Here is a 24,804-nt window from a genome sequence, read left to right as displayed (position 1 = left end):
TCAGGCAAAGACCTGCATAAACTGGAGCCATACGCAGAGTAGGAGGCACCATGGCGGACAAAACCCCGCACCAGAACGTGACTTTCCCTTCTTCAGGCACGCAAGCGCATGGCTATCTCGCATTGCCGCAGTCCGGCAAGGGCCCTGGGGTCATCGTGATCCAGGAATGGTGGGGACTGGCCGACCATATCCGCGACGTTGCTGACCGGTTGGCCGCGCAGGGCTTCGTAGCTCTGGCCCCGGACCTCTATGGCGGCTGGATCACCCACGACGGTGAAGAAGCCGGGCTGATGATGTCCCAGCTCCCGGAAGCCGCCGGTGCCCAGCTATTGGGCGGAGCCGTGGACTACCTGCTAGCCAATGAGCATGTCTCCAGCGAGAAGCTGGGCGTGATCGGCTTCTGCATGGGTGGCGGTTTCGTGCTGCAGATGGCTGCCCAGCAAGGCGAGAAAATTGCCGCGGCCGTGCCTTTCTACGGCATCGGCCAAGGTGTACCCAACGATTTTTCCGGAGTTCGCGCGGCCATCCAGGGCCACTACGCGAACCTGGACCAGATGTACTCGCCAGCTCAGGCGAAGGCTCAGGAAGAGCAGATTCGCCAGGAATCAGGCGCGGAAGTCCAGTACTTCTACTACGACGCCGATCATGCATTCCACAACGACGAGAACCCCGCCGGCAACTACGATCCCGAACAGGCCGCCATCGCATGGCAGCGCGCCGTGGACTTTTTGCAGGCTAAAGTGGCCTAAAGGCCATAAAGTGTTACCCATCACTTAATGCATCACTCATATAAGGAGAACAATATGTCTGAAACCATCATCGTAGGCGTAGACGGTTCCGAAACCGCACAGCGCGCAGCCCGCCGCGCTGCAGAACTCGCCGTCAAGCTCGACGCTGACCTGGTGGTCATCACCGCTCACGCATCGGATAACACCGAGGTCGTTTCCATCGGTTCCGATACCTGGATCCTGGACGACGCAGAGCAGGCTCGCAAGCTTGCTCAGCGCGTAGCCAACGACGTGAAGAACGCTGTCCCAGGCGTCAAGATCACCGCTGCTGCCGGACACGGCAAGCCAGGTGACGTGCTGATCTCCGACGCCGAAGACCGCAAGGCTTCGATGATCGTTGTCGGCAACGTAGGCATGAAGGGCCTGGGCCGCGTGCTCGGTTCCGTTGCTTCCTCGGTTGCCCACTCGGCACCATGCGACGTTCTGGTCGTCAAGACCGACAAGTAAGCCCCCAGGCTTGCGCGAATGCAGGCGGGCACCGGTTCGCCGGTGCCCGCCTGCACCATTTAACCCGGCAGAGCGTAGGCTTAACCCGTGCAAAAACTTCGAATCGCCTACGCAACCGGCGTCACCCCCGGCAAATGGATGGACCGCTTCCAGGAACGCTATCCTGCCATCGAGCTGAAAGCGTGGCGCCTGGATGAGGGAGAAATCCTGGACCTGCTGGCCAATGGCGAGGCCGACGCGGTATTCGTGCGCTACCGCGGGGACTCGCCCAAGGACGCAACGCGCCACGTCATCCCGCTTTACGAGGAACTCGAAGTGGTCTGCGCGGGCAAAGACCACGACGTGGAGTACTTCGAAGAATTCGTTCCCCTGGAAACCGTCGAGTCCTTCCCGCAACTCGACTTGGCCGACTACCCGGAATCCGTGGGCGGCATTCCGGTAGCGATGGAAGTTGTCGCTTCCGGAGCCCAGGTGCTGCGCACCACGCAGTCCATTGCCCGGCTCTTCGCCCGCAAGGACGTGGTGGTTCGCTTCATTGAAGATGGTTCGCCAACCCAGGTGGGCATCGCCTGGCCTACCGCCACCGAAGACACTGCCATGCTCGAGGAATTCATCGGCATTGTGCGCGGACGTACGGCCAGCTCCTCGCGCCAGGGTTCGGTGCGCAACCAGGAGCAGAAGGCCAAGCGCATCAATGAGCAGAAGAAGGCCAAGGCAAAAGCCCAAGCTAAGGCAAAACAGCAGGCCAAGAGCTCATCCAAGAAGCCGCAGGGCGCCAAGGCAAAGCCACGCAAGCACCGCTGACAATCCATTACGTGACGCGCGTTACGTGAGAGAGTTAGGGGTATGAATCAATTCGATACCCTCAGCCTGAGCACCCAGGGCTCGGCCCTCATCCTGACCGTCAACCAGCCAAAGTCGCTGAACGCGCTGGCAAAAGAGGTCGTCAACGACCTTGAAGCCTTCCTGGACTGGTTCGAGGCCACCGGCTATGAATACCGCGGCGTGATCCTCACCGGTGCCGGCGAGAAGTCCTTCGTCGCCGGCGCCAACATCGTGCAGCTGCGCGCAATGGACCCGGCGGCGGCGCTGGCCTACGGGCGCCAGATGCACGCGGTCACCGAACGCCTGGAGAAGCTGCAGGTACCAGTGATCGCCGCAGTCAACGGCTTCGCCCTGGGCGGCGGCTGCGAACTCGCCTTGGCTTGCGATTTCATCTACGCTTCCGAGACGGCCAGCTTTGGCCAGCCGGAGGTCAACCTCGGGCTGGTGCCCGGCTTTGGCGGCATGGTGCGCCTGCCGCGACGTGTCGGCAACGCGATGGCCCGTGAACTGGTTTTCACCGGCCGCCGCATCAAGTCCGAGGAAGCATTGCGCATCGGCCTGGCCAACCGCGTTGTCCCGGCCGGGGAACTGATTGACCAGGCCGTGGCCACCATCGAGGAGATCGCGAAGGTGGCACCGACGGCCGTTGGCAATGCCAAGGCCGCCATGATGGACATGGACGGGCTGAACACCCATGACGCCCTGCTGGTTGAAGCACAGTCCTTCCAGCAGGCCTTCGGAACCGCCGACTCGGTGGAAGGCCGTGCCGCCTTCGTCGAGAAGCGCGCCGCGGTCTTCCCGGGCAACTAGCCGGGCAGCCGACCATGCACTACGGGGCGCACCAGGACCAATACGTCCAGTTCTACGAGCCGGAACGCACCACCGCTCGAGGAGCGGTGGTGATCATCCACGGCGGATACTGGCGTGAAAAGTACACTGCTAGCCTTGGCGTGCCCCTGGCAGAAGACCTCGCCGCCCGCGGGATCCCTGCCTACAACCTCGAATACCGGCGTGGGCCGGGCAGCGCAGCGAAAATGCTGGCCGATGCCCGGCTCGCGCTGGGCCTGGTCAAGGAAGAAGGGCCGATCACGCTGATCGGCCATTCAGCCGGAGCCCAATTGGCCTGCGTGCTGGCTGCCCATGACGAACGGGTCTCCCAGGTGGTCAGCCAGGCCGGGGTCCTGGACCTTGAAACGGCGCAGCGACTGAAGCTCAGCGGCAGCGCGGTGGACGAGATGCTCTCAGGTGCGTCATTGGGCGCCTGCAATCCGGTGGAATTATGGCCAATGCCTGCCCGTGTCGTAATCTTTCATGGACGGGACGATGGCGATGTTCCGGTAAGGATTGCCCGCATTGCAGCCCAGAAAGCGGCTGCGCTCGGTCAGGAGCACAGCTTCTCGTTGTTCGCGGGAGACCACTACACCTGGATCGATCCGCACAGCAGCCAATGGGCTGCCTGCGTGCGTGCCCTGTCCCCACTGCACTACTGAAGGAGCAGCATGAACCCGACCGTGATCGGCGAGGCCCTCGTTGACGTCCTGGCCTCCGGCATTGCCCCAGCCCAGGAATTCGTTGGTGGCAGCCCGTTGAACGTCGCGGTTGCGCTCTCCCGCCTGGGATACCCGGGAACCCTGATTTCCCGCTGGGGTGCCGATGACAAGGGCCGCAAGATCGAGGAATACCTCAAGGACAACAACGTGGCATACCTGGGCGGAGCCGATGACCAGGCCACCGTCATTGCCCATGGCATCCTCGACCCGGCCGGCGGCGCGGCCTTCGCGTTCAACGCCTACTGGCAGATGCCTACCATCGGACCGGAACTGGCCCAGGACGCCGAGCTGGTGCACACTGGCTCCATCGCCACCCTGTTCAGCCCCGAGGAGCTGCTGCCGCTGCTTTCGGCCGCGCGCACCCATGCCACCATCAGCTACGATCCGAACCTGCGCCCCTCGCTGGTCACCAACCATTCGCAGACCGTGGCCGAGGTCGAGCGATTCGTCGGCCAGGCCGACGTGGTGCGGGTGTCCGGCATCGACCTGAAGTGGCTGTATCCGATGCGTTCGGTTCAGGACTCGGCCCGCGCCTGGCTGGATATGGGTCCGGCGATCGTGGTCTCCACCGCAGGTTCACGCGGGTCCTGGGGTGTCGTTCGCGCCGGCGACGCCGAATTCACTGCGCCGTCGGTCGAAGTGACCGATACCGTGGGCGCCGGCGATACCTTCACCGCTGCGCTGCTGTGCTGGTTGGCCGAACATGGCCTGATTGGTGCGGCCAACCGGGAAAAGCTGAACCAGCTGCAGATTGCCGAGCTTTCGCAAGCCCTTCAATTCGCGGCCATGGCCGCCGCAGTGACCGTGCAGCGTGCCGGGGCGAACCCGCCACGCCGCCAGGAGCTGTAAATGATCAAGCTGATCGCCTCGGACCTCGACGGCACCATTGTCGCCAAGGATGGCACCATCTCCGAGCGCACCAAACGTGCCTTCATCCAGGCCCGCGACTCGGGCATCCAGATTGTCTTTGTCACCGGACGCCCCTTCCGCTGGCTGAGCCCGATCATTGAGGCCTTCGGCGGGATGGGCAAGGTCATCTGCTCCAATGGCGCGGTGCTCTACGACCTGGAGCAGGACGAAGTGATCTGGTCGCGCACGCTCAGTGCGGCCACCGCGCGGCGGGCGAGCGAAATCATCCTGGAGCTGGAACCGCAAGCGTCCTTCGCAGCTGAAACCACCAAGGGCCTGCACCTGGGTGAAGGCTTTGCCGACCGCCACCACAACTTTGGCGTGCAGGCAGTCCTGGACCTGACCAGCGAGTCCATTGATTCCGAGGGCATCGTGAAATTCCTTGCCCGCTCCCAGCACCTGCCGATAGAGAAGTTCTATTCCTCGGTCGAGCCGCAGCTGGCAGAGCTGGTATCGGTGACCCACTCCGCCTTCGACGTCTCCCTATTGGAAATGGCGCATGTGGATATCCACAAGGCCACCACGCTGCATGAATACTGCCAGCGCCTGGGCATTGCCGCCGATGAAGTGATGGCCTTCGGCGATATGCCCAATGACATCGAAATGCTGGAATACGCCGGCCACGGCTACGCGATGTCCTCCGGACACCCCACCGCGCTGGCCTCCGCCCGTTTCCGCGCACCCTCCCTGGCCGAGGACGGGGTAGCCCAAGTCATCGAGGACTTGCTGAAATGACCTACGCCTTTTCGCACCGCGGAGTACGCACCGGGAACGAGGAAAATACGCTGGTCGCCTTCCAGCGTGCCGCAGAACTGGGCATCACCCACCTGGAATCGGACGTGCACGCCTCAGCCGACGGCACCGTCTACCTGTTCCATGACCAGAGCTTGGACCGGGTGACCGACGCCAGCGGAAATTTCAACGACTTCACCGACGAGCAGCTGGCAACTGTGCGGGCCGGCGGGCAGCCGCTGTGCACGCTTGATGCACTGCTTGATGCCTTCCCGCAGGCCACACTGAACCTGGATGTCAAGGACGAGCACGTGATCGGCCCGCTGGCCGAGCTCATCGAGCGCAGGAAAGCCCACCGGCAAATTGCCCTTGCGTCCTTCTCCACGGCTCGCAGCGCCGCGGTCGGCCACCTGCTTTCCGCTCCGATACGGCGCTCGCCGGGACAACGCGAAATGGCCGTCATCTGGCTGTGCGCCCACCTGCTGGGCTGGGTTCCCAAACGGCTGCTGGCAGGCTTCTGGGCAGTCCAGGTGCCGCTGAAACAGGGCATATTGCCGGTAGCGACCCGTCAATTCATCAAGGCGGTCCACCAGGCCGGCGCCCAGGTGCATGTCTGGGTAATCGATGACGAGCCGACCATGCGGCTGCTAATAGACCGCAAGGCCGACGCCATCATGAGCGATGACGCGGCCTTGCTGGTCAGGGTCCTCGATTCTTGACCCGCGACCCTAGGAGATATCCAGGGTACCCAAAACGGTCGGGGCGTTCTCCTGCAAGCGCTCGTCGCTGACATCCAAGAGCAGGCGCAACCAGGTCTCGTGCTGCGACAGCGGCGCAACCAGGCAGGCTGGATTGATCAGGTCGTACAGCTCATCGGGTGAACCGTAAGCAGAGAACTGGTCCAGGTACGCGAAGAGCACCTTCATCACGCGCTCATCACCGGTATCGCAATCCCACGCTTCGCACATGGCGGCCAGCGGCGTGTTCAGGGATGAGAAGGGGTGCGCCCAGTGCGCGGAAGCCAGATTCAGGATACGGCCGTGGTCTCCGGTCTCGCCAGGCACCACCACCTGCGACAGATCGAAGTTGCCGTGCTCGATGCTCAACGGCACCGCACCGGCATGAAGAGCATCGGTGGCCCGCTTCAACGCGTCGAGATGCGAAACCATCTTGTCCGCCATGGATCCATCCAGATACAGCGGGTGGGACGGGTCCAGGGACACGTGCATCATCAGCGCCTGCTCGTACTGCTCGGGCAGGAACTGCGGGTCCACCACGGTGACCCCGGAATCAAAGAATTCTTCCTCGTGGCCCATCAGCGCGACCTGGAAGGACCCGAGCGAGGCCATGGCCAGCTCCCAGTTCTCCACCGAATCGCCCAGATCTGCCAGGGTGTGCCCGTAATCCGGGCTGAGCATGTACCCGGCGATCCGGTCGATAGCCAATGGCATCACCACGCGATCGGGCAGCAGCTGGCCGGCAACGACCGTGGTTGCTGGTTCGGAAGCCAGCCCCGGAGCGTTGGCGCTGAAGATCAGATCGGCGGCATCGGTCTGAACCGCCGCCTGGATCTGGTGCAAATTTGCGGGCCAAAAATCCGGTCCTGCGGTGCGCTGAATGCCATAGGCCTCGCACGCAGCATCGATCCACTCGGCGGTTGCCTCACGCCAGTCATCGCTATTCCATACATTTATCCACTGAGCCACATTCTTATCGTAGTATGTCGAAGCAAGCGCGTTCAGTTGCTACCGTAAGGACTACGGCCAGTAATTCGCTCCTCTTTCGAAGGATTTCGATTGTGAACGCTTTTCGTCCTGAGTACCGACATCGTGATTACAAGGCCGTCCTCTTTGATCTGGATGGCGTGATCACTCCTACCGCGTTGCTGCATCGCAAGGCGTGGGAAGAACTTTTCACCGCCTTTTTCGACAAGCACCCGGGCGTGGCTCCGTACACTACCGAGGACTATTTCAACCTGCTTGACGGCCGTCCGCGATATGACGCGGTGGCGGCCACCCTTGAATCCCGCGGCATCCAGTTGCCTCGCGGGGATGAAAGCGATCTGCCGGGGGAAGGCAGCATCTGCGCCCTGGGCAATATGAAGAACGACAAGTTCACCGAAGTGCTGCAGCGCGACGGGATCGACCCCTATGCCGGTTCCGTGGCCTACCTGCAACAGGTGCTGGGTGCCGGGCTGGATGTCGCGGTGGTGTCCTCCTCGCGCAATGCCCGCGTGGTATTGGCTGCGGCAGGACTGGCCGAGCACTTCCCGTTGGTGATGGGCGGCCAGGAAGCCGCTGCCCGCCAGCTGGCGGGCAAACCAGCCCCGGACACGTTCCTGGCTGCTGCCGCCGATCTCGGTTGGCGCCCGGAAGAATGCGCAGTCATCGAGGATGCCACCAGCGGGGTGAATGCAGCGCGCGCCGGAGGCTTTGGCGTCATCGGAGTGGCCCGCGAAGGCAATGAGGACGCCTTGCTGGATGCGGGCGCCCATTTCGTTGTTCATGACCTTTCCGAGCTGGTCTCCGAGCAAGCAACCAAGGCCTGGGAAGAGGACTCCTGGTCGCTGTGGCGCGGGGACCAGCGTGGCAGCGATGGCGCCGAAGACACCGTTTTCTCCCTGGGCAACGGTTTCCTGGGCGCACGGGCTGCGCAACTGGGCCTTGGGGACCAAGGAGGCGGCACATTCATCAACGGGCTGCATGAGACCTGGGAAATCCGCCATGCCGAGAGCGCCTTCGGGCTGGCCGAAACCGGGCAGACCATGATCAGCGCCCCGGATTTCCGCACCATGCGCGTCTTCATCAATGACGAAGCCCTGGAAGTCGGCCGCACGGAGATGCTGCGCGATGAGCTGCGCCTGGATTTCCTTGATGGGACGCTAACCGCGCACACCCTGTGGCGCACTGCAGAAGGGCACCGGGTGGCCGTCAATGCCCGTTCAATGATTTCTTTTACGGATCGCCACTTGGCCCTGCAGGACGTGCATGTGCGCCTGCTCGATGCTCCGGCGCAGGTACTGATCCAGTCTTCGGTCATCGGGTATCGTTCCAGCCGGCAGGTGGCTTCCCCGGAGGAAACTGATGCCGGGGGTCCTGCCGATCCGCGCAAGAGCGAGGAAGCCAGGGCCAACCCGCTGCATCCGGCGGGCACCTACCGCGATGGCGCGCGGCTAGGCGTCTCGTACCAGGTCTTCGGATCCGGGATGTCGGTAGCAGCGATGGTGGAGCACGAGGTGGCCACCACCGGCGGGGCGCAGGCGGAGCTGTCGGTGTTCCGCAACGTGGAAGATGACCGCGCGGATGAGGTGATCAGCACCAGGCTGGATGCCGGGCAAGGCGTGCGCGTTTCCAAATACGCGGTCTACCATTCCTCGCGGCGCCACCCTGCCCAAGAGATGCTCTTGCGCTCTGAGCGGGCCTTGGAGCATTTGGTGCCGTTGGGCATCGATGAGCACTTCCGCACCCAGCGCCGCTTCATGGCTGACTATTGGGACCGCAGCGACGTGCAGGTGGACAGCGATGAGCCCGAGCTGCAGCGCAAGATCCGCTGGAACCTGTTCCAGCTCGCCCAAGCTGCCGGCCGTGCCGATGGCCTGGGCATCAGCGCCAAGGGCGTGAGCGGCAATGGCTATTCCGGGCACTATTTCTGGGATACCGAAATCTATGTGATGCCGTTCCTGACCTATACGAATCAGCAGTGGGCCCGCAATACGCTCCGCGCCCGGGTCTCGATGATTCCTGCAGCGACCCGGCGGGCGCTGACCATGAACGAGGAAGGGCTGCTCTTCCCGTGGCGCACGATTAACGGGGAAGAAGCCAGCGCCTATTATCCGGCTGGCACCGCGCAGTACCATATCAACGCCGACGTGGTGTATTCGCTCAACCGGTACCTCGGGGTCATGGAGGATGACGAGTTCCTGCTGGCCGGCGGCGCCGAAATCCTCGTGGGCACTGCGCGCATGTGGGCCTCGCTGGGGTTCTGGCGTGGCGAGCAGGGCAATGAGCGCTTCCATATCCACGGGGTCACCGGGCCCGACGAGTACACCGCGGTAGTCAACGACAACCTCTACACCAACGTCATGGCTCGCTTCAATTTGCGCCGCAGCGCCCAGCTGCTGGCCGAGATGTCCCAGGAGCATCCGCGCGAGTTCGCGCAACTGGCCAGCAGGCACTCGTTGGAAAATGAGGAGATCGCCCTGTGGCTCAAGGCTGCTGATTGCATGCACATCCCGTATTCTGACACGGCTGGAATCCACCCCCAGGACGAGCACTTCTTGAACCGCGAAGTCTGGGACCTGGCCAATACCGGTGCGGATAAGCGGCCGTTGCTGCTGCACTACCACCCGTTGGTGATCTACCGCTTCCAGGTAATCAAGCAAGCCGACGCGGTGCTGGCTTTGTGGCTGCGTTCCAGCGATTTCACCGACGAGCAGAAACTTGCGGACTTCAATTATTATGACCCGCTGACTACGGGCGACTCAACGCTGTCGGCGACAGTGCAGTCGATTCTCGCCGCGGAGGTGGGGTACCGCGATCTTGCCTGGGAGTACTTCGAGCACGCGCTAAACGTGGATCTGGAAAACCTGCATGGCAATACCGCCGACGGCGTGCATGTGGCGTCGACCGGCGGTGTCTGGTCGGCGCTGATCTACGGCTTTGCCGGGCTGCGCGACGATGACGACCAGCTGCGCTTTGATCCGAGGCTCCCGGAGAAATGGCGGGCCTTGCGCTTCAACCTCGGGTGGCGCGGCATGAGGATCTCCGTCGGCTTGCGGGCTGAAGCCATCGATTTCACCCTGCACGGCGCATTCTCCCGCCCGATCTGGGTGCGCGGCCAGCAGGTCGATCTGCAGCCGGGGCAGACAGTCAGCGTTGCGCTCGCCGGCCAGGGCCCGATACTGGAAGGGCGGCCAAGCCTGGAGCATGTGCTGTCGCTGCAAAGCGACGCCGGCGCGGATGTGCCCAACAAGGCCTGGTAAGCGCTACGGCATGCAGAAGGAGGCAAGAACCATCTTGGTTCTTGCCTCCTGTGCGCGATGCGCAATGCCCAGCGGGTGATCCCTAGAGGGTCATCTCCTCGAGCTGGCGCCCCTTGGTTTCCTTGACCAGGAAGATCACGAAGATCAGGGAAAGCAGCGCGAAGAATGCGTAGATTCCGTAGGCCAATGCCAAGCCTGCCTCGGCGAGGGCCGGGAAGGTGGTGGAAACGATGAAGTTGGCGATCCACTGAGCCGCGGCTGCCACTCCGAGGGCCATGGCGCGGATCGAGTTCGGGAAGATCTCGCCGAGCAATACCCATACGGCCGGGCCCCAGGTGGCGCCGAAGCCGACCACGAACAGGTTGGCCGAGACCAGGGCAATGATGCCCCAGCTGCCCGGAAGCGACACGGCGCCGTCGATGGTGACCGACTGCGCGAACGCTACCGCCATCATGCCCAGCGACAAGGTCATGATGGCCGAGCCGATGGTGAGCAGCAGCTTGCGTCCCAGCACGTCGATCAGCAGTACCGCCACGATCGTTGCCACCACGTTGGTCGCCGAGGTGATCAGCGAAATCGTGAAGGAATCCGATTCGGCAAAGCCCACGGACTTCCACAGCGTCGTGGAGTAGTAGAAGATCACGTTGATGCCGACGAACTGCTGGAAGACCGAGAGCAGGATGCCGACCCACACCAGCGGGTGGAAGCCGAAGCGGCCCAGCAGGTCCTTGAAGACCTGGCGGCGCTCGATGTGCACGGTGGAGCGGATCTCTTCGATCTTCTTTTCGGTATCCGTGCCGGCGTTCATGCCCATATCGCGGGTCAGCACGGTAGCTGCTTCAACGAAGCGGCCGCGCTCGACCAGGTATCGGGGAGATTCCGGAAGCCGCAGCGAGAGCAGGCCGTAGAGCACAGCTGGAACCAACAGCGACAGGTACATCCAGCGCCAGGCCGTCAGGCCGAACAAGCCGACGGCATCTGCCGATCCCATGACGAAGACCAGCAGTGCGCTGACCAGGAAGGCCACGAAGATGCCCAGCACGATGGCCATCTGCTGCATGGTGCCCAACCGTCCGCGATGCGCGGCCGGGGAGACCTCGGCAATGTAGGCAGGAGCGATCACCGAGGCGAAGCCCACGCCGATGCCGCCGACAATGCGCCAGATGATCAGGTCGGTTACGCCGAAGCACAGGCCGCAGCCGATGGCTGATGCTGCCAGGAGGATGGAGGCGAAGAGCATGGTGCGCACGCGTCCCACGCGTTCGGAGACCACACCCGCTATCCATGCTCCCAGTGCTGCGCCGAGCAGGGCGCAGGATACGGTGAATCCGATGGTTACCGCATTGAGCCCGAATTCGTGCTCGACAGCGTCCACGGTGCCGTTAACGATTGATGAGTCATATCCGAATACGAATCCACCCAATGCCGCCCCGAGGGCGATGAAGATGAGTCGCGCGGAGAGTTTTCCGTCTAATGTTGTCGCAGTCACAATGAGCCATGCTATCGGATTCGCGAGCCCCAGAATCCCGATTTCCCGATTTTTTTTGGGAGATCGATCACAAATTGGAAGGAGTCCTTACTTCAAGGTCGGGGGAGGCCCGCTGCCCGCCGCTGCTTCATGCCTGACCAGCTCGTAAATTCTTGGCAAAAAAGCAGGCCGGCATTGCGAGCTTTCGCAATTCCGGCCTGCTGAAGATTTTTTTTGCTAGTTACCCGCAGGCTTCTGGGAGTCGGCCAACTCGGTGCCGCGCATCTTGGCGACGGCACTCATCAGGTGGAAGACCACCAAGGTGGCGATCGAGCCCAGGGCGATGCCGCCGAGCTGGAACTGCCCGAAAGCGATTTCGCTGGTTACCGCGATCGCGATGATCAGGCCGGTGCCCGCGGTCATCAAGTTGATCGGATTGCCGAAGTCGACCTTGGCCTCGATCCACAGGCGTGCGCCGACGATGCCGATCATGCCGTAGAGCACGATGCCCAGGCCGCCGATCACGCCTTCCGGAATGGTGCCGATCAATGCGCCGAACTTCGGCAGGAAGGCCAGGGCCATGGCCACGATCGCAGCGACCCAGTATGCCGCAGTGGAGTAGACGCGCGAGGCCGCCATGACACCGATGTTCTCGGCGTAGGTGGTGGTTGCCGAACCGCCGCCGAAACCGGCGAGCACGCTGGCAGCGCCATCGGCCATCAGCGCACGGCCGTTGAATTTAGACAGGTCGCGATTGGTCATCACGCCCACGGTGCGCACATGGCCGATGTTCTCGGCGATCAGCACGAATACCGCAGGCAGGAACATCAGCGCGGTATCGAGGTGGAAGCTTGGAGCGTGGAACTCGGGCAGGCCGATCCATGCCGCATTGCCCACGGCCTCGAAGCTCACCTGGCCCTGGGCCAGGGCCACCAGGTAGCCGCAGGCCAGGCCGACCAGGATGGATAACCGTCCCAGCAGGCCCTTGAAGGCCACCGTGGCCACCACGGTGAAGATCACCGTGAGGAAGGTGGTCAGCGGGAAGTTCTTCATCGGGGCCAGCGTTGCGCTAGCCAGGTTCAGGCCGATCAGCGCAACGATGGTGCCCATGACCACCGGCGGCATCAGGGCGTGGATCCAGCCGGTGCCGGTCTTCTGCACGATCAGCCCGACAATGAACAGCAAGACGCCGGTCATCACGATGCCGCCCAAGGCGCCCGACATGCTGTGCGACTGGGTGGTGGACAGGACCGGGGCGATCATCGCGAAGGAGGAGCCGAGGTAGCTGGGCACCTTGTTCTTGGTCATCAGCAAGAAGATGACCGTGGCCAAGCCGGTGAACAGCAAGGTGGTGGTGACCGGGAAGCCGGTCAGGGTCGGTACCAGGATGCTGGCACCGAACATCGCCAGGATGTGCTGGGCGCCGATGGACACGGTCTGCGGCCAATGCAGCCGCTCATCCGGGGCAACTACCTCACCTGGGGTGATGGTCTTGCCGTTGCCGTGAATGCTCCAACTCATGATTCCTCTTCCCGGGCCCTGCGGGTTTTAGGCCGTAGAGAAGTCTACTCGGTTCTCGTGCGCCTGCGCGAAGAAAGAGCGTTCATGTTCCGCAGAGCGGATGAAGGCGATCTCCATGCGCGCCCGCAGCTGCGGATCGGCCTGCTCGAACGCCTGGCGGACCATTTCGATGGCCTGCTCGGTGGCGGAATCGAATTCTTCGGACGCATAGGTTTCCAGCCATTGCCGGTACGGGTGCCCGGCATGGTTGGCGGCGGCCAACCGCTTGCCGATGTCCTGGTACAGCCAGTAGCACGGCAGGATCGCGGCAATCAGCTCCCCATAGCTCTCCTGGCTCGCAGCCAGGTGGTTGGTGTAGTTCAGCGTGGTGGCGCTGGGCGTATCCGGGAATTCGTCCAAGTAGCTGCCGTGCAGCTGCAACTCCCCATCGAGGATGCCGTTGGCGCCACGCGACCAGAAGCGCTGGGCCCCGAGATCCGGCGCCATCGAGCTGGCCAGCGAAAGCACCTTGGCATAGCGCAGCAGATACAGCGCATCCTGGGCGATGTAGTAGTGGAAGTCTTCCCTGTCCAAGGTGCCCTCGGATAGCGCGGTGATGAAATCCAGCTGGTCGATTTCCTCGCGGATCGGCTGGATCTTCTGCCACCAGTCGCCCATGGGATCTGCTGTGCCGAAGAAGTCGATGAAGTGGTTGACCGGGCCGTGCCCGCTGCCCACCTGCAACTGATCGGCCGCTGCAATGGCCTTGGCGAGATAGGACTTGGACTGCTCCAATGCGGCGATCCAGTCTCCCGTGGCAGCGAAGCGCGTAGCCAGGGTGCTGGAAAGGGTGCAGCCGGTGCCGTGGGTGTTCCTGGTGGCATGGCGCGGGCCGTGCAGCTCCAGCTGCACCCCGCCGGCCGAAACCAGGGCATCTGGGCAGTCCACCCCGGACAGGTGACCGCCCTTGGCCAGCACCAGTGCGTCGTGCCTGGCAGCCAGCCGCTGGGCCTGGCGCAGGACTTCGTCCCACGAGCAGGCCACTGGCTCGCGCAGCAAGCTGGCCAGCTCCAGCAGGTTCGGGGTAATCACCGTGGCGCGATCCAGCAGCGAATCAAGGGCCGATTCGTCCTCGAGCAGGCGATCCCCGCTGGTCGCCACCATGACCGGGTCCAGCACTACCGGGGCGTCAACGGTTTCCAGCCAGCTGGTGACCGCGCGGATCACCTCGGCGTTGGCCAGCATCCCGATCTTGATCGCATCGATGCGAATATCTGTACTAATGGCTTCGAGCTGGGCGAGGACGAAATCACCGCTGATCGCCTGGACCCCGGAAACCCCATGGGTGTTCTGCGCGGTCAAGGCGGTGATCACGCACATTCCGTAGCCGCCGTTGGCGGCAATGGCTTTCAGATCTGCCTGGATTCCGGCGCCGCCGGAAGGATCGGAGCCTGCGATGGAAAGGACATTCATTTCGAGGCCTCCCAGGCTGCGACCAGCTGCGCGCTGGCAAGTTGCGGATCTTCGGCGTTGCAGATGGCGCGGACCACGGCCATGCCCGCGCCGCCACCGGCGCGGATCGCGGTGGCATCGGCTTGGGTGATTGCGCCGATCGCTACGCAGGGCAGCTTGGCCAGGGTGGTGGCTCGGGCAAAGCCATCAAGACCCAGGGGAGCAGGATGGTCTTTCTTCGTCGGAGTGGCGCGGATGGCGCCTACACCGAGGTAGTCGATAACCGAGGCGTCCTTGTTCGCCTGGGCCAGCTGCTCATCAGTGGAAGCGCTCAAGCCGATGATGCCTTCGCCGATGATCTTGCGGGCCAGCTGTACCGGCACATCTTTTTGCCCGATGTGGATACCGTTCACGGCCGCGCCAGCAGCACGCGCCGCGAGGTAGACATCAATACGGTCATTGATCAGCAATTGGGCTTTGCCCTCGGTGAGCTTGGCAGCCGCGCAGGCCAGTTCGAAGAACTCGCGGGCGCTTTCATCCTTGGCGCGAAGCTGGATCCACTGGATTCCTCCGGCGACGGCGCCCTCGATAACTTCCAGGGTGCTGCGTGGGGTGCAGCTAGCGGTGTTGGCTACTAGGTAAGCGCCGTAATTATGCATGGTTCAGTTCCTCGTGCTTCAAAGTCTTCAGTTCATCGGGATCGGCCGTGGACAGCGCATCAAGGAAAGCGACTGCGAAGCTGCCCGGACCGGTGCTGCTTGCCAGGGCCTTTTCCGCGGCCAGGCCGTAGAAACCGTGGGCTGCGATGGTGGCCTCGAACGGGTCATCGTGGACCGCAATCATTCCGGCGCAGAACGCGCCCAGGGCGCAACCGCCACCTGTCATCCGGGTCAAGCCAATTCCGTTGGTATGCACCAGGACGGTGCGCGTGGCATCAATGATGGCGTCAGCCTGGCCGGAAATGGCCACCACGCAGTCATGCTCTTGCGCCAGTTCGCGTCCAGCCGCCAAGGCGGCAGAGACATCATCCAGGGCATCGACACCGCGCGAAGCCGACTGCCGGCCTGCCAAGGCCAGGATTTCCGAGGCGTTGCCGCGAATCAGGGCCGGGCCCTGGTGGACAATGCGCCGGGCAAAATCCGTGCGTACCGGAAGCGCTCCCACCGCCACTGGATCCAGGACCCAGGGGGTGCCTGCCGCGCTCGCCGACTGCACCGCTTCTTCCATGGCAGCCAGCTGTTCAGTGCTCGGAGTTCCCAAATTCACCAATACGGCGGAAGCTGCCTGGGCGAATGGACCGGCCTCGCCGGGCAGATCCGTCATGGCCGGGGAAGCGCCGGATGCCAGCAGGACATTGGCGGTGAAATTGGATACGACGGTGTTGGTCAGGCAAAAAACCAAAGGTGATTGTTGCCGGTATTCTTGGGCAACTGCATGCAAAGCCATGCGACATCCCTCCGCTAGCGTGAACTAGATCAGGTTCTACGGGTCTCATCTCAGTCGGTTGCTCCGACACCCCGTGTCACTGCCATAGAGCGTACGCACAACCGGTTCCAAGGACAAGTTACCTACGCTCGCGCCGCGCCACCAAGGCCTTGAGCGTGGCCGCATCTACCTTCTGCGCGGCCGCCAATGCCCATAGATGATCTACGGCGGCCAGGAGGTCTGCACCGGTATCCACCGGCTGCGGCCGCTCGTTGACCACTGTGCCGGCCCGGCGCCGGGAAGTAATCAGCCCTTCGGCTTCCAGCTCCTTGTAGGCGCGCGCCACCGTCCCGGCAGCAACGCCGAGGTCCGTGGCCAGGGCACGCACGGTTGGCAGCTTGGTCCCCGCGGGCAGCTCGCCCAAGGAGATCAGCGAAGCAATCTGCGAGCGGATCTGTTCGTAGGGCGGGGTGGCGGCCTCCAAATCCACCCGGATCTGCGTGCTCATGCCGTGACCGGCGCCTGAGATGAATGTGCCGTTGAACTGCGGGGGCGTTCCAGGAAGATGACCGCTGGGACGGCGAAGACCAGCAATGCGGCAAGATCCAGCCGCATCGGGAATTCGTATCCGACAACTAGCATTGCGAGGATGGCGCTGGCGACCGCACGCAACGAGCGGAGTTCCAGGACTCGGCGATACCAGATTTCTTCGGCTGCGGAGACGGACCACGGAATGGTTGCGCGACGCGAGCACCAGACGAAACCCGCGTGGGCTAATGCCAACAGGGCAATGAGCCCGACGACAATGCTCCTTCGCGGCGCGACGAATCCCCACAGATAGTCCAATGGGGGATTGATCAGGAAGTAGGCGCAGGCAGCGGCCAACGTTCCGGCGCAAATATAGGCCCATATTGGAAGCGGAGCCGAATACTTGGGAAGTGCTGCGGCTTTGCGTGATATTAAGTTCACGTAGTTCAGGTAGAGGGCGTTCAACGCCAAGTAGAGCAGTGCGGCAACGGTCAAGACCACCAGTATCCAGGTTTCGCGCTCGCCGGTAGGCCATGCGTTCTGGTCGGGAACGGGCAAGAGGAACCACGCCGCGTACAGGGCCACCATCGTGGCGATGGCAGTGACATATTGGAGTGAGAGCAATTGCTCGCGCAACCTGCTGAAAGCCGTGGCAGTTGTACGGCGCTCGTTCTCAAAATTCCCCGGTGGCCGCCAGAACAGCATCAAGGCAGAAATTCCGAGCATCGCGTAATTTGCACTCCAGTCCAGAGTGTTGCCGATGGCGCTCATTTGGTCGTGGTACTCGATCCCCGCACCCGACCCGTCCAGATAGCGGCTGGATTCGTGATGGAACCAGCGAGCCTTGTAATGCACTGCTTCGCCGGCTTGAGTCGCCAGCAGCACACTTACTGTGCGGTAGAGCCGGTTTAGCCAGGTAGTGCGGAGCAGCCGGTTATCGTGTTCGGAAATGCCCGGCAGGGGTTTGCGGCGGAGGATGATCATGGTGGCGATACCGGTGGCCAGCACGAGGAAAGCAAAACTTGCATAGAGGTAAGGCAGGACTTCCCCGGCTGCACGCAACCCATCCTGTGCCGGGTTGCTGTACGAAAAATCGGGTGACTCGTAGTCAACCGCCGGTTGAGCGGCAATCGGAGCGACATCGTGAACCGTATAGACAGTGAAGCAGGCGACGGCCAATACCGCCAGCATGGCTGCAAGCAGCTTTTTGGGAAGGGGGCTGGTGAGCGACCGCGGAGCAAGTGTTGCCGTGCGCTGCGGCTTCAATCTGCGGGGCCATGTGTATTGGCTGGCGATATAGATGAAAGCAACCCAAAGTGCTGGGGTGGATGCGACCATGATTCTTTTCGCGGTGTCCAACGAACTCTGCTCGTCAAAAGGCAGGGTTGCGGCATCGCTGAACCAGGTCGTTGAACTACTGGCGAAGTAACCGATGACGGCACACCACAATGCATGTTGGCGCGCACTTTCCAAGAGGCCTCTTTCCTTGCTCGGGCCGAATGCACGCAATACGAAGTAAATGATGAACGCCGCAATTGCGAAATTGCCGAATTGAGCTGCCAACGAAGTCATCTGACCGCCTCCTTGGGATCAATGTATCAACTATTTGATACATATTGAATCCCCCGGCGAATTAAACGATGAAAATTTGTCCCAGTGACGTACGCTCAAATCATGGGTCTGTTTACTTCCACTCCGTTGCCCGAACCGGTCGGTGATTCCGCACCTCCGGTGGACGAGCATCCATCGCGCATAGCAACAGTTCTGAGCCATTTGCGGCGTTCTGCGGACACCCGGATCACGCATCCGCGACGCTTCCGCCTGCAGCAGCTCAAGGCCCTGGAGAAGATGCTCGAAGAGCATCTGGAAGACTTCGTCCAGGCCTTGGCCGAGGACTTGGGCAAGAGTGCCACCGAAGCCAAATTCTCCGAAATTGACGTGGTGCGCGCAGAAATAGATTTCGCCCAACGCCACCTCGTCGAATGGATGGATTCCACCAGCGTCAAGGTTCCGCTGGCTTTGCAACCGGCCATGGCCAAGGTCGAGCCGCGTCCACTGGGGGTCGTGCTGATTATCGGCGCCTGGAACTACCCGGTTCAGCTGGTGCTCGCACCGCTGGTCGCGGCCATTGCTGCCGGCAATGCCGCGGTGATCAAGCCTTCGGAGCTGGCTCCTGCGACCTCAGGCGTCTTGGCCAAGTTCCTACCGGTCTACCTCGACGAACGTGTTTATGCGGTAGTTGAAGGCGGGGTGGATACCTCCACCGAGTTGCTCGGCGCCCGCTGGGACCATATTTTCTACACCGGCGGTGAACGCGTTGCCAAGATCGTGGCTGCAGCGGCTGCGAAGCATCTGACGCCTACCACCTTGGAATTGGGCGGAAAGTCGCCGGCCGTGGTGGAAAACGATTCGTTGGCTTCCGCAAAGCGCTTGGCCTACGCCAAGTTCATGAATGCCGGCCAGACCTGCGTGGCCCCGGATTACGTATTGAGCGTGGGGGACTCGTCTGAGCTCGTCAAGCGCCTGGGCCAGGCCATCACCAGCTTCTACGGCAGGGAGCCGCTGACCCATCCGGACTTCGGCCGCATCGTCAGCCGCAAGCACTTTGACCGCCTGTTGTCGATGTTCGAGCAAGGCGAGGTGGTTTTCGGCGGCGAATACGACGAGGATACCTTGCGCATCGCTCCGAGCATCATGCGCAACGTGGACCTCGAGGGAAGTCTGATGACCGAAGAGATTTTCGGTCCCATCCTGCCGGTGATCGAGGTGGAAAGCTTCGAGGAAGCCCTCGAATTCATTGCCCGGCGTCCATCTCCGCTGGCCGCTTACCTGATGAGCGAAAGTCCGCGCCTGCAGTCGATTTTCTCTGATCGGGTGCGAGCCGGCTCCATTGTGCATAATGCTCCGTTAGCCCAGATGATCGTTCCAACCCTGCCTTTCGGCGGCATCGGACCGAGTGGAATGGGGGCCTACCACGGTAAGCATGGGTTCGAACGGCTTTCGCAGATGCGCTCAGAACTCAACAAAACGACCGTAGTTGACACCCTGAGCGCAATATATCCTCCATATTCATGGGCTAAGCGAAAGATTATTGATCGCTTACTGTAGCGCGGTTCATAGCGTTATGGCTTGTCAGGGTGCTTGGATGGATAGGTTGGAAATTTTCAAGCATCAGGAGATGTAACGCATGACTGAGCCCGCACCGTCCCAGGACGGTCTGAAGCGTGGCCTCAAAGCTCGCCATATGCAGATGATTGCCATTGGCGGCTCGATTGGTACCGGACTATTCGTCGCGTCCGGCGGCACCATTGCCCAAGCTGGCCCCGGTGGTTCGCTAGTGGCCTACGCGCTGATCGGCATGATGGTGCTGCTCCTGATGCAGTCGTTGGGAGAAATGAGCGCCCGCCTTCCGGTCGCTGGTTCCTTCCAGACCTACGCAACGGTCTTCGTGAACCGCCACTTCGGCTTCGCAATCGGGTGGAACTACTGGTTCAACTGGGCCATCACCGTGGCTGCCGAGCTGGTAGCTGCCGGCATCATCATGTCCTACTGGTTCCCTGATGCCCCGGGGTGGATCTGGGCGGCCATCTTCCTGGTGCTGCTCACCGGCTTGAACGCGCTGTCCGCCAAGGCCTTTGGCGAGGGCGAATACTGGTTGGCCGCGATCAAGGTCATCACCGTGGTGGTCTTCTTGATCTGCGGTGTCGCGATGATCTTCGGCATCCTGGGCGATTCCACTCCGGGCTTCAGCAATTGGACCGATGGCGAAGCGCCGTTTGTTGGCGGCTGGTTGTCCATCGTCTCGGTCTTCATGATTGCCGGCTTCTCCTTCCAGGGAACCGAACTGATCGGCGTGGCCGCCGGCGAAGCCGAGAACCCCAAGCGCGATATCCCACGCGCCATCAAGGCGATCTTCTGGCGCATCATGCTCTTCTATATCGGCGCGATCTTCGTGATTGGCATGCTGATCCCGTATATGGATCCATCGCTGCTGTCTTCCGAGGCATCGGATATCACCACCTCGCCATTCACCCTGGTCTTCGAGCGTGCGGGCGTAGCCTTCGCTGCGGCCCTGATGAATGCGGTGATCCTGTCGGCCATCCTCTCCGCAGGCAACTCCGGGCTATATGCCTCTGCGCGCATGCTTTATTCGATGGCGCTGGACGGCAAGGCGCCAAAGATTTTCGCCCGCTTGAACAAGCGCGGGGTGCCAATGCCGGCCATGCTGCTAACCGCCTCGGTAGGCCTTTTTGGCTTCCTGACCGCCATTGTCGGCCAGGGCTCGGCATATACCTGGCTGCTGAACGTTTCGGGCCTCTCCGGCTTCATCGCCTGGGTGGGTATCGCGGTGTGCCACTATAAGTTCCGCAAGGCATACATTGCCAGCGGACAGGATCTGGCGAACCTGCCGTACAAAGCACCGCTGTTCCCGCTGGGCCCGATTCTGGCTTTCGTGATCCTGATCGTGGTGATCGCAGGCCAGAACTACCAGGCGATCGTGGATGGAAACCTGTTGCAGATGGCTTCCAGCTACATTGGCCTGCCGATCTTCTTGCTGCTCTGGCTGGGCCACTGGCTGGCCACCCGCAAGCAGCCAGCCGTGGCCATCGACCCATGGACCGCCAAGCTGAACTAGCCAGCTAGCGCAGCATCAACAATCACCCGAGCTTCAGCCAGCACCTGCTGCAGATGCTCGGGTGATTTTATTGATTCAGCATAGATCTTGTAGATGTCTTCGGTGCCCGATGGGCGCGCGGCAAACCATGCGTGCTCGCTGGAAACCTTCAAGCCGCCAATGGAGAAGCCGGCCGCTTGCGTGGCCTTGGCGGTAATCGGATCTGCTGCCAGCTCTGTAGCGGTGACCATCGATGGGTCCAGCTTGCCCAGTACGGCCTTCTGCTCGCGGTTTGCGGGCGCGTCAAAGCGGTCGTAGAAGCTGGGGCCGTGACGTTCTACCAGTTCGGCATGCAGCTGGCTGGGGCTCTTGCCGGTGACCGCGCGGATCTCGCTGGCCAGCAGGGCCAACATCAAGCCGTCCTTGTCGGTGCTGAATGCCTTGCCGGAGAAGTCCAAGAAGCTTGCCCCGGCCGATTCCTCGCCGCAGAAAGCCACCCTGCCCGATGCCAACGGCTCAACAAAGTACTTGAAGCCCACCGGTACCTCACACAGGGTCCGGCTGTGGGATGCCACCACCTTGTCGATGAGCACCGAGGAGACCAGGGTCTTGCCGATCTGGGCGTCGGCCGGCCACTGCGGACGGTGGGTGAGCAGGTAATCGATGGCCACGGCCAGGAAGTGGTTCGGATTCATCAGGCCGGCATCCGGGGTGACAATGCCGTGGCGGTCCGCGTCGGCATCGTTGCCGGTCGCGATGTCGTACTTCTCGCGATTGGCCACGAGGGAGGCCATGGCATGGGCGGAGGAGCAATCCATGCGGATCTTCCCGTCCTTGTCCAAGGTCATGAAGCCGAAGCGCGGATCCACGGACTCGTTGACCACTTCGAGGTTCAGGCCGTAGCGTCGGCCAATTTCGCCCCAGTAGTGCACCGATGCGCCGCCAAGCGGATCCGCGCCAATGGAAATGCCGGAGTCCGCGATCGCCTTGAAATCGATGACTTCAGCCAGATCGGTGATGTACAGTTCGCGGAAGTCGAAAGGCCGGGCATTTGGCTCGCCGCGCTTGACTGCTCCGCTGGCCAGCAACTCGTTGGCCCGTGCAGCGATCGGTCCGGTGATTTCGGATTCGGCCGGGCCGCCATGCGGTGGGTTGTACTTGATGCCGCCGTCGGTTGGCGGGTTGTGCGATGGGGTGATGATCAGGCCATCGGCCTGTTCGCCGCCGCTTGCGTTATGTACCAAGATTGCGTGGCTGACCGCTGGAGTGGGAGTCAGCCCGTCGTCGGCCAGCACGGTGACGCCGTTGCCTGCCAGGACCTCCAGCGCGGTGCGGTATGCAGGCTCGGAGAGTGCGTGGCTGTCCTTGCCCACGTACATCGGGCCGGTTATCCCCGCACCGTTGCGGTAATCGACCACGGCCTGGGTGATCGCAGCGATATGCGCTTCATTGAAGGTGGAGTTCAGGGAGCTTCCGCGATGTCCTGAGGTGCCGAAAATGACGGCCTGGTCGGGGTTGCCGCTGGAAGGAACCAGGGTGCTGTAGGCATCGAGTACCTCCTGCAAATTGATCAGGTCTGATTCTTGGGCTGGCTGGCCAGCTCGGAGGTGTGCCACAGATTGCCTTTCAGATTGATGCGCTTATCGCGGTTTCGTAGAAGAATGGTAGGCAAATGAGCTACTACCAGTATCCGCAGAACCCCTACCAACGACCGCCTGAATCCGCCGGCCTCTCGGTGGCTTCCTTGGTGCTAGGCATCTTGTCGTTGCTAGGCTTCACTGTCATTATCCTAGTTCCCTTGGCCGGAGTCATTACCGGGCACCTGGCCTACCGGCGTGAACCCGGCTCCCGAGGCCTGTGCCTGGCCGGATTAATTACGTCATGGATTGGATTGGCACTAGCCATAGTCATTTATGCGGTAGTCATCTGGTTCTTCTGGGCATTGTCCACAGGGTTCGGCTACGACACGTATTACGACAACGTGACCTTCTCCCAAGGGCTCCTTCGATAATCCCAAGGCATGAAAAAAGCGGTTGGTTCAAATGAACCAACCGCTTTCTGCATGCTCGAACGCTTAGAGGATCGGGCCCATCAGCTTCTTCAAGGCTGGGGTAGCTGCCATCATGGCAATACCCAGGACAACAGCGGTGCCGCCCATGGCGATGAAGTAAGGGATCTCGTTGCCCTCGGTGTAGTAGCCGGCCAGCACACCCGACAGGGTGGTGCCCAGCGAAACCGACAGGAAGAACAAGGCGATCATCTGGGTGCCGAAAGCGGCCGGAGCCAGCTTGGTGGCAATTGCCTGGCCCACTGGCGAGAGCAGCAGCTCGGCAAAGGTGCACAGCAGCAGGATGCCGACCAGTGCCAGCAGAGGGGTCTTCACGAAGGATTCCAGCGGGATGAACAGCAAGAAGGCCGCACCCACAACCACCAGTGCCAGGCCGAACTTCATCGAAGTGCGTGGCTGGCGCTTGCCCAGCTTGGTCCACAATGCGGCGAAGATGCCGGCGAAGATGATGATGAAGACCGGGTTGATCGAGGTAACCCAGCTCGGCGGCATCTCCCAGCTGCCCAGGTGGCGGTCCAGGCGCTGATCCGAGTAGGCGGCGATGAAGGTGAACTGCTGCTGGAACAGAGCCCAGAAGGCAGCCGAACCGATGTAGAACGGAATGAAGGCCCAGACCTGCTTGCGTTCGGTGGCGTCGACTTTCTTGCTGCGCAGGATCAACGCGAAGTAGATGATCGAAGCGGCGATCACCACGTAGGCGATGGTGCTTGCCAGATTCTGCGGAGTCACGATCTTGGACGCGAAAGCAGCAATGATCAGAACGATCACGGCAGCGAAGATGACCACGTAGCGGTTGCGCTCAGCGGCAGGCAGCGGGTTGCTTGGGACGCGGCCGGACTCCGGCAGCTTCTTGCGGCCAAGGGCATAGATGCCCAGGCCGATAGCCATGCCAACGGCGGCAGCGGCGAAGCCGATGTGGAAGCCGTACTTGACCTGCAGCCAACCGGTGAGCAGTGGGCCGAGCAGCCCGCCGATGTTCACGCCCATGTAGAACAGGGAGAAGCCGGCATCGATGCGTGGATCATCCTTGGAGTACAGGGAGCCCACCAGGGCTACAGCGTTGGCCTTCAGGCCGCCGGAACCGACGGCAACGAAGATCAGGCCGATAATAAGACCGACATAGCCAGGCAGGAGCGCCAGGCCAATATGGCCGATCATGATCGCGATGGCCGAGAAGAACAGGACGCGTTCGGAGCCGAACAGGCGGTCGGAGAGCCATGCGCCCAGGATGGTGGACAGGTAGACGGCGCCGCCGTAGGCGCCGACCAGCGACAGGGCCAGGCCCTGGTCCATTCCCAGGCCGCCATCGGTGACCGAGTAGTACATGTAGTAAGCCAGCAAGCCCTGCATGCCGTAGAAGGAGAATCGCTCCCACATTTCCACGCTGAAGAGGCTTGCGAGCGCACCGGGATGACCGAAGAAGGTCTTTCCGGCAGCTTTGGTGCTCGTTGTTGCAGTAGACATACGTAATATTTTTCGCTCTTGCCCACCCGAGTACCTACTTATATGGGAAAGG

22 protein-coding genes and 1 riboswitch are annotated in these 24,804 nt (G+C 62.0%); of the genes, 12 read left to right on the top strand and 10 right to left on the bottom strand.

Annotated elements, in window-relative coordinates; translation table 11 throughout:
• The first annotated feature begins 50 nt into the window (after positions 1–50).
• From ACRDT3_RS07490 to ACRDT3_RS07455, 8 genes are all read left to right on the top strand, one after another.
• Complete coding sequence (locus ACRDT3_RS07490; protein ID WP_431492382.1) at positions 51–749, top strand: dienelactone hydrolase family protein; 699 nt, start codon at positions 51–53, stop codon at positions 747–749.
• Positions 750–803: 54 nt separating this feature from the next.
• The gene (locus ACRDT3_RS07485) at positions 804–1,235 is read left to right on the top strand and encodes a universal stress protein (protein WP_038992696.1); all 432 of its coding nucleotides are present in this window, start codon (positions 804–806) and stop codon (positions 1,233–1,235) included.
• Between the two features lie 87 nt (positions 1,236–1,322).
• Complete coding sequence (locus ACRDT3_RS07480; RefSeq protein ID WP_431492381.1) at positions 1,323–2,039, top strand: LysR substrate-binding domain-containing protein; 717 nt, start codon at positions 1,323–1,325, stop codon at positions 2,037–2,039.
• A 42-nt stretch (positions 2,040–2,081) separates the two neighbouring features.
• Positions 2,082–2,870 (top strand): enoyl-CoA hydratase/isomerase family protein, encoded by a 789-nt coding sequence (locus ACRDT3_RS07475; RefSeq protein WP_431492380.1) that lies wholly within the window; start codon positions 2,082–2,084, stop codon positions 2,868–2,870.
• 14 nt (positions 2,871–2,884) lie between these two features.
• Entirely contained in the window at positions 2,885–3,550 is a 666-nt protein-coding gene (locus ACRDT3_RS07470; protein WP_431492379.1) for an alpha/beta hydrolase, read from the top strand.
• Between the two features lie 9 nt (positions 3,551–3,559).
• Complete coding sequence (locus ACRDT3_RS07465; protein ID WP_431492378.1) at positions 3,560–4,459, top strand: PfkB family carbohydrate kinase; 900 nt, start codon at positions 3,560–3,562, stop codon at positions 4,457–4,459.
• Positions 4,460–5,254, top strand: coding sequence for an HAD family hydrolase (locus tag ACRDT3_RS07460; RefSeq protein WP_431492377.1), 795 nt, complete (start codon positions 4,460–4,462; stop codon positions 5,252–5,254).
• Entirely contained in the window at positions 5,251–5,970 is a 720-nt protein-coding gene (locus ACRDT3_RS07455; RefSeq protein WP_431492376.1) for a glycerophosphodiester phosphodiesterase family protein, read from the top strand. The genes ACRDT3_RS07460 and ACRDT3_RS07455 overlap by 4 nt, the downstream gene beginning before the upstream one ends.
• A gap of 9 nt (positions 5,971–5,979) precedes the next feature.
• Here the strand turns inward: ACRDT3_RS07455 and ACRDT3_RS07450 are convergent, their stop codons facing one another.
• Positions 5,980–6,957: a hypothetical protein gene (locus ACRDT3_RS07450; protein WP_431492375.1), complete on the bottom strand. Its 978-nt coding sequence runs from the start codon at positions 6,955–6,957 to the stop codon at positions 5,980–5,982.
• Positions 6,958–7,049: 92 nt separating this feature from the next.
• Between ACRDT3_RS07450 and ACRDT3_RS07445 the strand changes: the two genes are divergently transcribed.
• Entirely contained in the window at positions 7,050–10,232 is a 3,183-nt protein-coding gene (locus ACRDT3_RS07445) for an HAD-IA family hydrolase (protein ID WP_431492374.1), read from the top strand.
• 82 nt (positions 10,233–10,314) lie between these two features.
• Here the strand turns inward: ACRDT3_RS07445 and ACRDT3_RS07440 are convergent, their stop codons facing one another.
• The 7 genes from ACRDT3_RS07440 to ACRDT3_RS07410 all read right to left on the bottom strand — a co-directional run bounded on the left by ACRDT3_RS07440 (position 10,315) and on the right by ACRDT3_RS07410 (position 18,177).
• A complete protein-coding gene (locus ACRDT3_RS07440; RefSeq protein WP_431492373.1) occupies positions 10,315–11,721 on the bottom strand; it encodes a sugar porter family MFS transporter in 1,407 nt (468 codons plus the stop codon).
• Between the two features lie 216 nt (positions 11,722–11,937).
• Entirely contained in the window at positions 11,938–13,221 is a 1,284-nt protein-coding gene (locus ACRDT3_RS07435; RefSeq protein WP_431492372.1) for a uracil-xanthine permease family protein, read from the bottom strand.
• 27 nt (positions 13,222–13,248) lie between these two features.
• Complete coding sequence (gene thiD, locus ACRDT3_RS07430; protein WP_431492371.1) at positions 13,249–14,673, bottom strand: bifunctional hydroxymethylpyrimidine kinase/phosphomethylpyrimidine kinase; 1,425 nt, start codon at positions 14,671–14,673, stop codon at positions 13,249–13,251.
• Positions 14,670–15,311 (bottom strand): thiamine phosphate synthase, encoded by a 642-nt coding sequence (gene thiE / locus ACRDT3_RS07425; protein ID WP_431492370.1) that lies wholly within the window; start codon positions 15,309–15,311, stop codon positions 14,670–14,672. The genes thiD and thiE overlap by 4 nt, the downstream gene beginning before the upstream one ends.
• Positions 15,304–16,098: a hydroxyethylthiazole kinase gene (thiM, locus tag ACRDT3_RS07420; protein ID WP_431492369.1), complete on the bottom strand. Its 795-nt coding sequence runs from the start codon at positions 16,096–16,098 to the stop codon at positions 15,304–15,306. Before thiM ends, thiE begins: the two co-directional genes overlap by 8 nt.
• Positions 16,088–16,182, bottom strand: a riboswitch (TPP riboswitch). Its footprint overlaps the gene before it by 11 nt.
• A 34-nt stretch (positions 16,183–16,216) precedes the next feature.
• Positions 16,217–16,585, bottom strand: coding sequence for a GntR family transcriptional regulator (locus tag ACRDT3_RS07415; protein WP_431492368.1), 369 nt, complete (start codon positions 16,583–16,585; stop codon positions 16,217–16,219).
• Complete coding sequence (locus tag ACRDT3_RS07410) at positions 16,582–18,177, bottom strand: hypothetical protein (RefSeq protein WP_431492367.1); 1,596 nt, start codon at positions 18,175–18,177, stop codon at positions 16,582–16,584. Before ACRDT3_RS07410 ends, ACRDT3_RS07415 begins: the two co-directional genes overlap by 4 nt.
• Before the next feature lie 84 nt (positions 18,178–18,261).
• On the opposite strand from ACRDT3_RS07410, the gene ACRDT3_RS07405 reads away from it, so the two are divergent.
• Together ACRDT3_RS07405 and ACRDT3_RS07400 are read left to right on the top strand one after the other, a co-directional pair.
• Entirely contained in the window at positions 18,262–19,713 is a 1,452-nt protein-coding gene (locus ACRDT3_RS07405; protein WP_431492366.1) for an aldehyde dehydrogenase family protein, read from the top strand.
• A 79-nt stretch (positions 19,714–19,792) separates the two neighbouring features.
• Positions 19,793–21,241, top strand: a complete 1,449-nt coding sequence (locus ACRDT3_RS07400) for an amino acid permease (protein WP_431492365.1) — start codon at positions 19,793–19,795, stop codon at positions 21,239–21,241.
• Here the strand turns inward: ACRDT3_RS07400 and pgm are convergent.
• Entirely contained in the window at positions 21,238–22,836 is a 1,599-nt protein-coding gene (pgm, locus tag ACRDT3_RS07395) for a phosphoglucomutase (alpha-D-glucose-1,6-bisphosphate-dependent) (protein WP_431492364.1), read from the bottom strand. The two genes, ACRDT3_RS07400 and pgm, sit on opposite strands and share 4 nt — an antisense overlap.
• 56 nt (positions 22,837–22,892) lie before the next feature.
• Between pgm and ACRDT3_RS07390 the strand changes: the two genes are divergently transcribed.
• Positions 22,893–23,231: a DUF4190 domain-containing protein gene (locus ACRDT3_RS07390; protein ID WP_431492363.1), complete on the top strand. Its 339-nt coding sequence runs from the start codon at positions 22,893–22,895 to the stop codon at positions 23,229–23,231.
• A gap of 63 nt (positions 23,232–23,294) precedes the next feature.
• On the opposite strand, the gene ACRDT3_RS07385 is transcribed toward ACRDT3_RS07390, so the two are convergent.
• On the bottom strand, positions 23,295–24,752 hold the full coding sequence (locus tag ACRDT3_RS07385) for a peptide MFS transporter (RefSeq protein ID WP_431492362.1): 1,458 nt from the start codon (positions 24,750–24,752) through the stop codon (positions 23,295–23,297).
• Positions 24,753–24,804: the final 52 nt, after the last annotated feature.

The sequence above is a fragment of the Glutamicibacter sp. genome, assembly GCF_050701915.1.
Taxonomy (GTDB): Bacteria; Actinomycetota; Actinomycetes; order Actinomycetales; family Micrococcaceae; genus Glutamicibacter.
The sequence above is the reverse complement of the archived record's forward strand: the minus strand, read 5'-3'. Positions and strand labels throughout refer to the sequence as shown.

What these genes read in the sequence shown, in the direction of transcription:
- thiM (WP_431492369.1), bottom strand. Translation starts at nt 16,098, where the DNA reads ATGGCTTTGCATGCAGTTGCCCAAGAATACCGGCAACAATCACCTTTG.
- ACRDT3_RS07400 (WP_431492365.1), top strand. Translation starts at nt 19,793, where the DNA reads ATGACTGAGCCCGCACCGTCCCAGGACGGTCTGAAGCGTGGCCTCAAA.
- ACRDT3_RS07485 (WP_038992696.1), top strand. Translation starts at nt 804, where the DNA reads ATGTCTGAAACCATCATCGTAGGCGTAGACGGTTCCGAAACCGCACAG.
- ACRDT3_RS07435 (WP_431492372.1), bottom strand. Translation starts at nt 13,221, where the DNA reads ATGAGTTGGAGCATTCACGGCAACGGCAAGACCATCACCCCAGGTGAG.
- ACRDT3_RS07490 (WP_431492382.1), top strand. Translation starts at nt 51, where the DNA reads ATGGCGGACAAAACCCCGCACCAGAACGTGACTTTCCCTTCTTCAGGC.
- ACRDT3_RS07415 (WP_431492368.1), bottom strand. Translation starts at nt 16,585, where the DNA reads ATGAGCACGCAGATCCGGGTGGATTTGGAGGCCGCCACCCCGCCCTAC.
- ACRDT3_RS07460 (WP_431492377.1), top strand. Translation starts at nt 4,460, where the DNA reads ATGATCAAGCTGATCGCCTCGGACCTCGACGGCACCATTGTCGCCAAG.
- ACRDT3_RS07470 (WP_431492379.1), top strand. Translation starts at nt 2,885, where the DNA reads ATGCACTACGGGGCGCACCAGGACCAATACGTCCAGTTCTACGAGCCG.
- ACRDT3_RS07385 (WP_431492362.1), bottom strand. Translation starts at nt 24,752, where the DNA reads ATGTCTACTGCAACAACGAGCACCAAAGCTGCCGGAAAGACCTTCTTC.
- ACRDT3_RS07465 (WP_431492378.1), top strand. Translation starts at nt 3,560, where the DNA reads ATGAACCCGACCGTGATCGGCGAGGCCCTCGTTGACGTCCTGGCCTCC.
- ACRDT3_RS07410 (WP_431492367.1), bottom strand. Translation starts at nt 18,177, where the DNA reads ATGACTTCGTTGGCAGCTCAATTCGGCAATTTCGCAATTGCGGCGTTC.
- ACRDT3_RS07390 (WP_431492363.1), top strand. Translation starts at nt 22,893, where the DNA reads ATGAGCTACTACCAGTATCCGCAGAACCCCTACCAACGACCGCCTGAA.
- ACRDT3_RS07475 (WP_431492380.1), top strand. Translation starts at nt 2,082, where the DNA reads ATGAATCAATTCGATACCCTCAGCCTGAGCACCCAGGGCTCGGCCCTC.
- thiE (WP_431492370.1), bottom strand. Translation starts at nt 15,311, where the DNA reads ATGCATAATTACGGCGCTTACCTAGTAGCCAACACCGCTAGCTGCACC.
- thiD (WP_431492371.1), bottom strand. Translation starts at nt 14,673, where the DNA reads ATGAATGTCCTTTCCATCGCAGGCTCCGATCCTTCCGGCGGCGCCGGA.
- ACRDT3_RS07455 (WP_431492376.1), top strand. Translation starts at nt 5,251, where the DNA reads ATGACCTACGCCTTTTCGCACCGCGGAGTACGCACCGGGAACGAGGAA.